This window comes from Geodermatophilus sp. SYSU D00708, assembly GCF_054050115.1.
Genome location: NZ_JBJGYS010000017.1, coordinates 106,782 through 118,968, shown reverse-complemented (window position 1 = coordinate 118,968; position 12,187 = coordinate 106,782). Strand labels below are relative to the sequence as shown.

General features: G+C 74.5%; 10 protein-coding genes. 5 read left to right on the top strand and 5 right to left on the bottom strand.

Annotated features, from left to right (window positions below; all coding sequences use genetic code 11):
- Positions 1-149 precede the first annotated feature (149 nt).
- From ACI79D_RS15785 to ACI79D_RS15765, 5 genes are read left to right on the top strand one after another with little or no spacing between them, the layout of a single operon-like run.
- Positions 150-2,405 carry a Pls/PosA family non-ribosomal peptide synthetase gene (locus ACI79D_RS15785; protein WP_456919386.1) on the top strand — a complete coding sequence of 752 codons (2,256 nt, stop codon included), beginning with the start codon at positions 150-152 and terminating at the stop codon, positions 2,403-2,405.
- Between the two features lie 16 nt (positions 2,406-2,421).
- The gene (locus ACI79D_RS15780) at positions 2,422-4,896 is read left to right on the top strand and encodes a non-ribosomal peptide synthetase (RefSeq protein WP_456919383.1); all 2,475 of its coding nucleotides are present in this window, start codon (positions 2,422-2,424) and stop codon (positions 4,894-4,896) included.
- A 26-nt stretch (positions 4,897-4,922) separates the two neighbouring features.
- A complete protein-coding gene (locus tag ACI79D_RS15775) occupies positions 4,923-5,915 on the top strand; it encodes a TauD/TfdA family dioxygenase (RefSeq protein ID WP_456919382.1) in 993 nt (330 codons plus the stop codon).
- A complete protein-coding gene (gene sbnB / locus ACI79D_RS15770) occupies positions 5,912-6,940 on the top strand; it encodes a 2,3-diaminopropionate biosynthesis protein SbnB (protein WP_456919381.1) in 1,029 nt (342 codons plus the stop codon). Before ACI79D_RS15775 ends, sbnB begins: the two co-directional genes overlap by 4 nt.
- Positions 6,937-7,737 carry a 4'-phosphopantetheinyl transferase family protein gene (locus ACI79D_RS15765; protein ID WP_456919380.1) on the top strand — a complete coding sequence of 267 codons (801 nt, stop codon included), beginning with the start codon at positions 6,937-6,939 and terminating at the stop codon, positions 7,735-7,737. Before sbnB ends, ACI79D_RS15765 begins: the two co-directional genes overlap by 4 nt.
- On the opposite strand, the gene ACI79D_RS15760 is transcribed toward ACI79D_RS15765, so the two are convergent.
- The 5 genes from ACI79D_RS15760 to ACI79D_RS15740 form a co-directional block, all read right to left on the bottom strand.
- A complete protein-coding gene (locus tag ACI79D_RS15760; protein ID WP_456919379.1) occupies positions 7,683-9,356 on the bottom strand; it encodes an alpha-amylase family protein in 1,674 nt (557 codons plus the stop codon). The genes ACI79D_RS15765 and ACI79D_RS15760 overlap by 55 nt on opposite strands.
- Positions 9,357-9,390: 34 nt before the next feature.
- Complete coding sequence (locus ACI79D_RS15755) at positions 9,391-9,921, bottom strand: GNAT family N-acetyltransferase (protein ID WP_456919378.1); 531 nt, start codon at positions 9,919-9,921, stop codon at positions 9,391-9,393.
- A 43-nt stretch (positions 9,922-9,964) separates the two neighbouring features.
- Positions 9,965-10,135: a hypothetical protein gene (locus ACI79D_RS15750; protein WP_456919377.1), complete on the bottom strand. Its 171-nt coding sequence runs from the start codon at positions 10,133-10,135 to the stop codon at positions 9,965-9,967.
- An 88-nt stretch (positions 10,136-10,223) separates the two neighbouring features.
- Positions 10,224-11,273, bottom strand: a complete 1,050-nt coding sequence (locus ACI79D_RS15745; RefSeq protein ID WP_456919376.1) for a TIGR03885 family FMN-dependent LLM class oxidoreductase — start codon at positions 11,271-11,273, stop codon at positions 10,224-10,226.
- The gene (locus ACI79D_RS15740) at positions 11,270-12,070 is read right to left on the bottom strand and encodes an HNH endonuclease signature motif containing protein (protein ID WP_456919375.1); all 801 of its coding nucleotides are present in this window, start codon (positions 12,068-12,070) and stop codon (positions 11,270-11,272) included. Before ACI79D_RS15740 ends, ACI79D_RS15745 begins: the two co-directional genes overlap by 4 nt.
- Between the last annotated feature and the right edge of the window lie 117 nt (positions 12,071-12,187).

Below are 12,187 nucleotides of genomic sequence, written 5' to 3'. Positions count from 1 at the left end.
CCCCCCGCCCCCCCCCCCCCCCCCCCCCCCCCCCCCCCGCCCCCCCCCCCCCCCCCCCCCCCCCCCCCCCCCCCCCCCCCCCCCCCCCCCCCCCCCCCCCCCCCCCCCCCCCCCCCGCGGGGACGGCGCAGTACGTCCTCTGCGGGGTCCTGCAGGCGCTGTTCTTCTTCTGCTACTGCCTGCTCGTCGCGACCTCCGGCGTCGCCGCGTACGACTGGATCTCCGACGGCGGGAGCCTCCTCTACGACTACGAGCGGTCGGTCGTCGTCGGCACCGCCTTCTTCGTCGGCATCTGCGCCCTGCCGGTCCTGGCGAAGTGGCTGCTCATCGGCCGGTGGAAGGCCGAGGAGATCCCGGTCTGGAGCCTGCGCTACGTCCGGTTCTGGATCGTCAAGACGCTGGTCCAGAAGAACCCGCTGATCCTGCTGTTCAACGGCACCCCGCTCTACCCGCTGTACCTGCGGGCGCTGGGCGCGAAGATCGGCCCCGGCACCGCCATCTTCACCAAGACCGTGCCGGTGGCCACCGACCTGCTCACGATCGGCGCCGGCACCGTGATCCGCAAGGACACGCTCGTCAACGGCTACCACGCCCACGACGGCGTGATCCGGACCGGCCCGATCACCCTCGGCAGTGACGTCGTCATCGGCGAGGCCGCGGTGATCGACATCGGGACGTCGATGGGCGACGGCGCCCAGCTGGGCCACCGCTCGTCCCTGCAGGCGGGACAGGCCGTGCCCGCCGGCGAGCGCTGGCACGGGTCGCCGGCGCAGCCCACCCGTACCGACTACCGGCTGGTCCCGCCCCGGCCGGTCAGCACCCGGCGCCGGGCGACCTACACGCTGCTGCACCTGTGCAACGTCCTGCTCGTGGACCTGCCGCTGCTGATGGGCGGCTTCGCCGTGGCCGTCATCGCGTTCCCCGGCCTCAGCGAGCTCCTGGAGCCGGGGCCGCTGGCGCTGACGAGCGGGACGTTCTACTGGAACGCCGCCGTGGGCTCGCTGGTCCTGTTCTTCGGCGGCACCCTCGTCACCTGGCTCGTCGTCGTGACCGTCCCCCGTGTGCTCGGTCTGTTCATGACGCCGGGCCGGGTCTACACCCTCTACGGCCTGCACTACTCGATCCACCGGTCGATCCTGCGTCTGACCAACGCGAAGTTCCTGATGGCCGTGCTCGGCAACAGCTCCTGGATCGTCCACTACCTGCGGTCCCTGGGGTACGACCTCGGCAAGGTCGTGCAGACCGGCTCCAACTTCGGGATGGTCGTCAAGCACGAGAACCCGTACCTGACCTCGGTCGGGTCGGGGACGGTCGTGGCCGACGGGCTGTCGGTCATGAACGGCGACTACTCGGCGACGTCGTTCCGCGTGTCCCGGACGTCGATCGGCGCCGACAACTTCCTCGGCAACGCCGTCTACTACCCCTCCCAGGGGCGGACCGGTGACAACTGCCTGCTCGCGACCAAGGTCATGGTGCCCATCGACGGGCCGGTCCGGGAGGGCGTCGGGCTGCTCGGCTCGCCGGCCTTCGAGATCCCGCGCACCGTCGAGCGGGACTCGGCGATCAACGAGCACCTGCAGGACCCCGACGAGCTGCGCCGCCAGCTGGCCGCCAAGAACCGGCACAACCTGCGCACCATCGCCCTCTTCCTGTTCATCCGGTGGGTCAACTTCTTCGCCCTGACCCTCATCACCCTGGCCGGCTTCGAGCTGCACAACAGCTTCGGCGGCTGGTCGGTGGCGGCGGCCATGGTCGTCAGCGTCCTGTTCGCCACCGCCCTCGGCATCCTCGTCGAGCGCGCCGTCACCGGCTTCCGGCCACTGACCCCGCGCCAGTGCTCGATCTACGACCCGTACTTCTGGTTCCACGAGCGCTACTGGAAGCACACCGCGCAGCCGGCCTTCTTCAACGGGACGCCGTTCAAGCCACTGGTCTGGCGGCTGACCGGTGTCCGGATGGGCCGCCGGGTCTTCGACGACGGCCTGGGCATGCCCGAGCGGACGATGGTCACCATCGGCGACGGCTGCACCTTCAACGCGGGCAGCGCGGTCCAGTGCCACTCGCAGGAGGACGCCGGCTTCAAGTCCGACCGGATCGTCATCGGCTCGGGCGTCACGCTCGGCACCGGCTGCTGGGTCCACTACGGCGCGACGATGGGCGACGGGTCGGAGCTGGCCCCCGACGCCTTCCTCATGAAGGGCTCGGTCGTGCCCCCGCGCACCCGGTGGGCCGGCAACCCGGCCGAGGAGGTCGGGGAGGTGCCGGCGCCCCTGCCCCAGCCCACGCCCCCTGCCGCCGTCCCCGCGGCCGCCCTGCTGCCGCCGCGCGGCGAGCGGGTCCCCCAGTCCCCGTCCGGCGGGCGGCACCGTGCCGGCCCACGGCACCTCACCCCGTCCGCCCGCTGAGAAGGGAACGCGTCTGATGACCGTCACGGCTACCGAGACCGGCCGCGAGTTCTGGCGGGAGGTGCTCCTCGCCGGCGGGTCGACCGCGGTGCCGCGGTGGACCCTGGACCCGCGGCCGGGGGTCGCCCGGCACGAGGCGTTGCTGCCCGGGAGCCTGACGGCGGCGGCCCGCCGGCTGGCCGGCGAGCTGGGGGTGCCGGTGTCGGCGGTGTTCCTGGCCGCGCACGCCCGGGTGCTGGCCGCACTGTCCGGGGAGACCGACGTGGTCACCGGCTACGTCTCCGGCTCGGCGGGGCCGCTGCCGTGCCGGCTGCCGGTGGACGGCGGGTCGTGGCGGGACCTGGTGGCGGCTGCGGCCGCGGCCGAGGCGGGGCTGCGGGCGCACCGGGAGGTGCCCCTGGACGCGCTGCGCGCCGAGCTCGGCGTGGCCGGCCCGACGTCGGAGGTGGTGCTGGACACGGCCGCCGACGGGGAGCTGCCCGAGGGCGCGGTCCTGCGGATCGGCGTGCCCGGCGGCGGGGCGCGGCTGGCGGTCCGCCACCGCAAGGACGCCCTCGACGCCGCCGCGGCGGCGCGGATCTGTGGCTACCACCGCACCGCCCTGGCCCAGCTGGTCGCCGACCCCGACGCCGACCCGCTGGCCGGCAGCCTGCTGTCGGCCGACGAGCTGCGCCACCAGCTGCACGGCATGGCCGGCCGCGCGCGGGAGCTGCCGGCCCGGGCGGCGCACGAGCTGTTCGAGGAGCAGGCCGGGCGCCGACCGGAGGAGGTCGCCGCGGTGCTCGGCGACCGGCAGCTGACCTACGGGGAGCTCAACGCCCGCGCCAACCGGCTGGCCCGGGCGCTGCGGGCCCGCGGGCTGGCCGCCGAGGACGTCGTCGCGGTGGTCACCGAGCGGGACCTGGACTGGCTGACCGCGGTGCTGGCGGTGTTCAAGGCCGGCGGCGCCTACCTGCCGATCGAGCCGCACTTCCCGGCCGACCGCATCGGCCGCACCCTTGCCCGCTCCGGCAGCCGCCTCGTGCTCACCGAGGCCGGAAGCACCGGCTCGCTCGACGCGGCGCTGACCGGCCTGCCCGGCATCGAGCGGCTGGAGATCGCCGCCGGCCTCGGCGAGGGCCACGACGACACCGACCTGGGCACCCGCATCGCGCCCGACCAGCTGGCCTACATCTACTTCACCTCCGGTTCCACCGGCGAGCCCAAGGGTGCGATGTGCGAGCACGCCGGCATGCTCAACCACCTGTTCGCCAAGATCGAGGACCTGGGCGTCGTCGAGGGCTCGGCCGTGGCCCAGGTGGCGCCGCAGTGCTTCGACATCTCGCTGTGGCAGTTGCTCGCCGCGCTGCTGGTCGGCGGCCGCACCGTGCTCGTCCCCCAGGACGTGGTCCTCGACGCCGAGCGGTTCGTCGACCTGCTCGACGACCAGCAGGTGGCGGTGGTGCAGGTGGTGCCGTCCTACCTGGAGGTCGTGCTCTCCTACCTGGAGGCCCACCCGCGGCCGCTGCCGCACCTGCGGTGCGTGTCGGTCACCGGGGAGGCGCTGAAGAAGGAGCTCGCCGCCCGCTGGTTCACCGCCCAGCCGGGCATCGCGCTGGTCAACGCCTACGGGCTGACCGAGACCTCCGACGACACCAACCACGAGGTGCTCACCGCTCCACCGGCCGGCGACCGGGTGCCGCTGGGGCCGCCGGTGGCCAACGTGGAGATCCGCGTCGTCGACGCCTCCCTGCAGCCGGTGCCCCTCGGGGCGCCCGGGGAGATCGTCTTCGCCGGCGTGTGCGTCGGCCGCGGCTACGTCAACGACCCCGAGCGGACCCGGGCGGCGTTCGTGCCCGACCCGCACCGGCCCGGCGGGCGGCTGTACCGCAGCGGCGACCACGGCCGCTGGCGGCCCGACGGCAAGCTGGAGTTCCTCGGCCGCCGCGACAGCCAGGTCAAGATCGCCGGCTTCCGGATCGAGATCGGCGAGATCGAGAACACCCTGCTGCGCACGCCGGGGGTGCGTGACGGCGCGGTGGTCGTCGCCGAGGCGGCCGACCACAGCCGGCACCTGGTGGCCTTCTACACCGGCGACCGGGCGGTCGAGGCGGACCTGCTGCGCGCCCGGATCGCCGCCGCGCTGCCGGTCTACATGGTGCCCAAGGCCTTCCACTGGCGGGACCGGCTGCCGCTGACCACCAACGGCAAGATCGACAAGAAGGCGCTCACCGCCCTCGCCGCGGACCTCGCCGCCGCCGAGGCCGAGCACAGCAGCCCGCGCACCCCCACCGAGCGCCGGCTGGCCGCGGCCTGGGCCCGGGTGCTGGGCATCGGCGAGGACCAGATCGGCCGCGCCGACTCCTTCTTCGACCGCGGCGGCACCTCGCTGTCCGCGGTGAAGCTCGCCATCGCCCTCGATCGCGCCGTCACCCTGCCCGAGCTCATGGCCCACCCCGTCCTCGCCGACCTCGCCGCCCTCGTCGACGAGAAGACCGGCGCCCCGGCCTGACCGTCCCCTCTCTCGAAGGAGCACCGATGTCCTCCCTCTCCCCGGGCGCGCTGCTCGACGTCGCGCAGCACCCCGGCCGGCCGCCCCTGCTCCAGGTCGACGGGTCCGGCGACCCGGCCGGCTGGGTCGCCGCCCACCGGGACGCCGTGCGCGCGGCGGTCACCGAGCACGGCGCGCTGCTCGTCCGCGGCCTCGGCCTGGCCGACGCCGGCACCGTGGCCGCCGTCTGCGACCGGCTGGCCGACCGGCTGATGCCGGAGCTGGAGGCGTTCGCGCCCCGCGAGCCGGCGGTCGGCGGCGTGTACTCGGCCACGCCCTGGCCGGCGAACCAGCAGATGTGCATGCACCACGAGCTCAGCTACACCGAGCAGTTCCCCGGACTGCTGCTGTTCGCCTGCCTCACCCCGCCCACCACCGGCGGTGCGACCGGCCTGGCCGACGCGCCGTCCGTGCTGGCCGCGCTGCCCCCGGACCTGGTGGCGCGGTTCGAGCAGGAGGGCTGGCTGCTGGTGCGCAGCTACAACGACGAGATCGGCGCCTCGGTGGCCGAGGCGTTCGGCACCGACGAGCGGGGCGCGGTGGAGGCCTACTGCCGCACGCACGACATCGAGTTCGAGTGGCAGCCCGACGGCGGCCTGCGCACCCGGCAACGGCGCAGCGCCGTGGTCCGGCACCCGGTCACCGGGGCGCGCTGCTGGTTCAACCAGATCGCCTTCCTCAACGAGTGGACCCTCGCCCCCGAGATCCGCGAGTACCTCGTCGAGGTCTACGGCGAGGACGGCCTGCCGTTCACCACCCGCTTCGGCAACGGCGACCCGATCGGCGCGGACGTCGTCGCGACGATCAACGAGGTGTACGAGGGGGCGACGGTGCGGGAGCCGTGGCAGGCCGGGGACCTGCTGCTGGTGGACAACGTGCGCACCGCCCACGCCCGGGAGCCCTACGAGGGCCCGCGCGAGGTGCTCGCCGCGCTGGCCGACCCGATCCGGCGCTCCGACCTGCCCGGGGAGTCCCGGTGACCGCCCCGGTGCCCCCGTTCGCGGTGGTGCCCGGGGCACAGGTCAGCGCGGTCCTGCAGGGACGGGAGAAGCAGGTCGTCGAACTGGTCGAGGCCACCTACCGGGTGCACGGCGCCGGGGACTCGGTCAACCCGCCGTCGTACTTCCTGACCTTCCCCGACCGGCCCACCGCGCGGATCATCGCCCTGCCGGCCTCGATCGGCGGCGACGTCCGCGTCGACGGGCTGAAGTGGATCTCGAGCTTCCCGGACAACGTGGCCGCGGGCATCCCCCGGGCGTCGGCGGTGCTCATCCTCAACGACCACGACACCGGCTACCCGTTCGCCTGCATGGAGGCCTCGGTCATCAGCGCCACGCGGACCGCCGCGTCGGCGGCGGCCGCCGCCGACTGGCTCAGCCGCGGCCGGCCCCGGCCGACACGGGTCGGCTTCTTCGGGGTGGGCCTGATCGCCCGATACATCCACACCTTCCTGGCCGGCACCGGGTGGGTCTTCGACGAGATCGGCGTCTTCGACCTCTCCCCCGACAGCACCGCCGGGTTCGGCTCCTACCTGCACTCGTCCGGCACGCCCGGCCGGGTCACCGTCCACGGCAGTGCGGAGGAGCTGATCCGCGGCAGCGACCTGGTGGTCTTCGCGACCATCGCCGGGGAGCCGCACGTCAGCGACCCGTCCTGGTTCGACCACGCCCCGCTGGTGCTGCACGTCTCGCTGCGCGACCTGGCCCCCGAGGTACTGCTGCGCTCGGTCAACGTCGTCGACGACGTCGAGCACTGCCTCAAGGCGAACACCTCACCGCACCTGGTCGAGCAGCTCACCGGCAGCCGGGACTTCCTCGCGGGCACGCTGGCCGAGGTGATGGCCGGGCAGGTGGAGATCCCGGCCGACCGCCCGGTGGTCTTCTCCCCCTTCGGCCTCGGGGTGCTCGACCTCGCCGTCGGCAAGTACGTCTACGACGAGGTGGTCCGGGCCGGCGACCTGCGGGTCGTCGACGACTTCTTCTCCGAGCTGCGCCGGTACGGATGAGTCTGCCGGGCCGGCAGGCCGCCGCTCTGGCCGCGGGCGGCCTCCGGCCCGGCGCGGTCCAGGTGTGGTGGACGGCGACGAGCACGCTGCGGCCGGAGCACGACGTGCTGCTCGCCCCCACCGACCTCGAGCGACGGGCGCGGCTGGCCCGCGCCGAGGACCAGCAGCGCAGCACCGCGGCCGCGGCCGTGGTCCGCGCGGTCCTGGGCACCGCCCTCGCCGTGCTCCCGGCCGAGCTGGGGATCGACCGGACCTGCCCGGAGTGCGGCGCCGCGCACGGCAAGCCGCGGCTGCGCGACGCCCCCGAGGTGCACCTGTCGGTCAGCCACTCGGGCAGCTGCGTCGTGGTCGCCGTCCAGGCCGGCGCCCCGGTGGGCGTGGACGTCGAGGAGGTCGGCCGGTTCGACCCCCGCGAGCTCGACGAGCTCGCCGAGGCGGTCCTCGCCGCCGAGGAGCGCGACCAGCTGGCCCGCCGTCCGGCGGCCGCGCGGGCGCAGGCCTTCACCACCTACTGGACGCGCAAGGAGGCGGTGCTCAAGGCGACCGGGCAGGGCCTCGGCGCGACGCTGGGCGAGCTGGTCGTCTCCGCCCCGTCGGAGCCCCCGCGTGTGCTCCGGTGGGCCGGCGCCGGCGAGGTGTGGCTGCGCGACCTGCCCGCCCCGCCGGGGTTCGCGGGGGCGCTGGCCGGTCTGGGGTCCCCGCCGGCCGAGGTGGCGCACCGCGACGCCGGGCTGTTGCTGGATCAGACCAGCCGGCGGCTGTCCGGGGCCACCACGCGCAGCCAGCGGTACCCGTAGCCGTCGAGCGCCAGCTCCACCCCGCCGTCCTCCCCGAGCTGCTCCTCGCCCGGCTGCAGGAGGTCGACCAGGCGGTGCTCGGCGCTGCAGTCGGCCAGCGTCAGGGGGACCTTCCGCGGCTCCGGCCCGAGGTTGTGGACGGCGACCAGCGCGCCGTCGTCCCAGGTGCACAGGTGGGCCAGCACCTCGGGGTGCGGCTGCTCGAGGATCGTGAAGGCGCCCCAGCCGAGCTCGGGCGACTCCCGGTAGCGCCGGATGAGCAGCTTCATGAACGACAGCAGCGAGTCCGGGTCGTGCCGCTGGTCGGCGACGTTGACGAACTCGGGGGCGAACCCGCCGTCGACGACCGGGCCGGGCAGCCGGTCGGGGTCCTCGACGGTGGAGAAGCCGCCGTGCGGGCCCGAGGTCCACTGCATCGGCGTCCGGACGGCGAGCCGGCCCTCGGCGTCGAGGTCCTCCCCCATGCCGATCTCCTCGCCGTAGAACAGCACCGGGGTGCCGGGCAGGGAGAACAGCAGGCTGTAGACCATGCGGATGCGCCGCGGATCGCCGTCCAGCATCGGCGGCAGCCGCCGGCGCAGGCCCCGGCCGTAGACCTGCATGCGTTCCTCGGGGCCGAACGCGGCGAAGACCTCCTGGCGCTCCTCGTCGCTGAGCTTGTCGAGGGTGAGCTCGTCGTGGTTGCGGACGAACGTCGCCCACTGGCTGTCCGGGTTGACCGACGGCCGCCCGGTGAGCGCGGTGGCCAGCGGCCCGGCGTCCGCCCGGGCCAGGGAGAGGTAGAGCGCCTGCATGCCGATGAAGTCGAACAGCATGGTCAACTCGTCGCCGTCGGCGCCGCCGAAGAACCCCGCCTGCTGCTCGTGCGGGAGGTTCACCTCGCCGAGCAGGATGCCGTCGCCGGTGCGGCGGCCGAGGAACGAGCGCAGGTCGCGCAGGTACTCGTGCGGGTCCGGGAGCTTCTCGGCGTCCTCCGGCTGCACCTCCAGGAAGAACGGGACGGCGTCGACGCGGAAGCCGGACAGGCCCAGCTGCAGCCAGAAGCCCATGATCTTGGCGACCTCGTCGCGGACCCGCGGGTCGGTGACGTTGAGGTCGGGCTGCTGCTTGTAGAAGCGGTGCTGGTACCACTCGCCGGTCGGCTCGTTGAAGGTCCAGGTGCTGTCCTCCTGGTCGGGGAAGACGACCTGGTCGGAGGTGTCCGGCGGCTCGTCGTCGCGCCACACGTAGAAGTCGTGGAACGGGTCGTCCCGGCTCTGGCGGGCGCGCTGGAACCACGGGTGCTGGATCGAGGTGTGGTTGACCACCAGGTCGACGATGACCCGCATGCCGCGGTCGTTCGCCGTCCGGACGACCTCCACCAGGTCGCCGTGGGTGCCCAGCCGCGGGTCGACGCCGTAGAAGTCGGTGATGTCGTAGCCGTCGTCCCGCTCGGCGGTCGGGTAGAAGGGCATCAGCCACAGGCAGGTGACGCCGAGGTCGGCGAGGTGGTCGATCCGCTGGGCGAGGCCGGCGAAGTCGCCGCAGCCGTCGCCGTTCCAGTCGAGGTAGGTCTCGACGTCCAGGCAGTAGACGACGGCGGTCTTCCACCACAGGTCGCTCGTGTCCGTGATCCGCATGCCGGCGTCCTCTCGCTGGGGTGTGTCGTCGTCCCTACCGGACGCCGGGCCCGTCGGCCAGCCGCTGGAACAGCACGTGGTCGCGCCACTCCCCCGCGATGCGCAGGTAGCGCCGGGCGAGGCCGATCCGCTCGAAGCCGTTGCGCTCGAGCACGCGCTGGGACGCGAGGTTGTCGACCAGCGTGCCGGCCTCCAGCCGGTGCAGGCCGGCCTCGCCGAACGCGATCGCCACCATGGCGGCCGCCGCGGCCGTGGCGACCCCGCGGCCGCCCGCCTCCTCGGCGACCCAGTAGCCGAGGTTGCCGGACTGCAGCGGACCGCGGACGACGTTGCTCACCGTGACCCGGCCGACGAGCTCGCCGTCGAGCAGGACGACGCCGGGGATGGCCGTGCCCTGTGCGTGCTGCTCCAGGAGGCGGGCGACCTCGCGGCGCTGGAAGTCCTCGGTGAAGTACTCGTCGGGACGGTCGGGGCTGGTCGGCGCGAGGAACACGCGGTTGGCCACCAGCAGCCCGGTGAGGGCCGGGACGTCGTCCTCGGTCAGGGTGCGCACGGTGACGGACACGCCGTCGCACCCTAGGCCGCGCCGGCGTCGGGTCGCCGCGGGCTCACTCGCCGAGCTTCTCCAGCAGGACGGCCACGCGCACGCGGGCCTCGGCGAGCCCGGGCCGGCCGGACCACGCGTGGTGGTTGAGCAGCGCCGCGGCCTGCCGCAGCTCTGGCGCCGACAACGCCTCGCCCGTGTTGACCAGCCGGATCACGTCGTCCACGTCGGTCATGCCGTCCCCGTCCCCCGCGCGCCCTCCGCCGTCCGGTCCTTCTTCGGCGTCCGGCCCGCCGGCGGATGCACGCCGGCGGGCTCCCTCCTCAGGGCAGGACGGCGGGCTGCGGCTCCTGGTGCGGCCGCAGCGGCTCGGCCGGGCCGCGCGGGTCGATGGCCACGGCGGGCGCGGGCGCGGTGACGTCGAGCCGCGGCAGGACGTGCTCGCCGAAGGCGTCGAGGAAGCCGATCTGCTCCTTGCCGACGTGGTGCAGGTAGACCTGGTCGAAGCCGAGGTCGACGTACTCCTGGATCCACGCGGCGTGCTGACCGAGGTCGGCGGAGATGCGCACCGCCTGGCCGACCGCCTCCGGGGTCACGTGGGCGCTGGCCTGGTCGAAGGCGCGGGTCGTGTCGAGGTCCCAGCACAGCGGCGGCGGGAAGACGTTGCTGCGCCACTGGTCGTGGGCGATGGCCACCGCGCGGTCGGGGTCGGGGTCCCAGCTGACGTGCACCTGGATGGTGAGCGTGCCCTGGCCACCGGCGTCCCGGTACTCGCCGATGACCTCGCGGAGGGTGTCGTGCGGCTGGTTGATGGTGACCAGGCCGTCGGCCCACTCGGCGTGCCGGCGAGCGGTGGCGGCGGTGACGGCGGGAGCGATGAGCGCCGGCTGCTGCTCGGGGAGGGTCCAGATGCGGGCCCGGTCGACGGTGACCAGGCCCTCGTGGCTGACCTCCTCGCCGGCCAGCAGCGCGCGGATGACGTCGACGCACTCGCGCAGCCGGGCGTCCCGGATGTCCTTGCGCGGCCAGACGTGGCCGGTGACGTGCTCGTTCATCGCCTCACCCGAGCCCAGGGCCACCCAGAACCGGCCGGGGAACATCGCGCCGAGGGTGGCGATGGCCTGGGCGACGATCACCGGGTGGTAGCGCTGGCCGGGGGCGTTGACCGCGCCGAACGGCAGGCCGGTCGTCGCGAGTGCGGCACCGAGCCAGGACCACGCGAAGCCCGAGTGCCCCTGCCGCTCGTTCCACGGCTCGAGGTGGTCGGAGCACATCGCGGCGGTGAACCCGACCTGCTCGGCGTGCTGCACCGCCCGCAGCAGTTCGGCGGGGTGCACCTGCTCGTGCGAGTTGTGGAAGCCGATCACCGTCATGCGCGGCCCACTACCCCGCGTTCCCCGGCGTCTACCTGCATCGTCGACGGCGACCGGCGGCCCCGGCTCCACAGCGTCCGGCCGGTCCGGTCCCGCGCCGGCAGCCCACGGCGGGCGGGCGTGCTCGCCGTGGGGCATGCCGGGGTCGGGTCAGAAGGGCGGTGGGTCGTCGTCCGGGTCGGGCGCCGGTGGCTGTGGTGGGGGTTGGGCCAGGACGCGGGGTCCGGTGAGGGGCAGTGCGGGCCGGTCGGTGCCCGATGGTCGGCTGGTGCGGGTGACGGCGCTGGGGGGGTGACCGAGAGGACGCCGTCGGGGGTCAGGGCGTGGGTCCAGCCGCGGGCGAAGGTCTTGAGCCGGTGGTGGCGCCGGCACAGGCAGCACAGGTTCTCGCACGACGTCTGCCCGCCGCAGCCGTGCGGGGTGACGTGGTCCAGGTCGGCCCGGCCGGCCGTGGTGGCGCAGCCGGGGTGGCGGCAGGTGTGGTCGCGGGCCTGCAGCCAGCGGCGCTGGGCCGCGGTGGGTGCGTAGCCGTCGGTCGCGGCGGGCCGGCCCAGCAGCGGGTACCCGCACTTCCCGTCGGGGTGGGTGGGGCAGCCGCGGCGGGCCAGCCGCTGCAGCTCGGCGCGGGTGGTGGTGGCCAGCAGCCCGCCGGCGGCGTCGGTGAGCGCCACGGTGAGGGTGCCGCCGGTGAGGGGCTGCAGTCCGCCGGGGCAGACCGCGTCCAGCTGGGCCAGCAGCTCCCGCAGGTGGGCGGCGGTGATCGGCTGCCCGTCGACCTCGCCGGTCGGCGCAGCCACCGTGCCCGGCCGCGCCCACACCGCCGGCGCCGGGCCGCCCTCGGCCAGGAACCTCGATGAGCGCCTCGAGGGGGGCGGTGACGGTCAGCTGCGCGGTCACCGGCTCCCGCCCCGCCG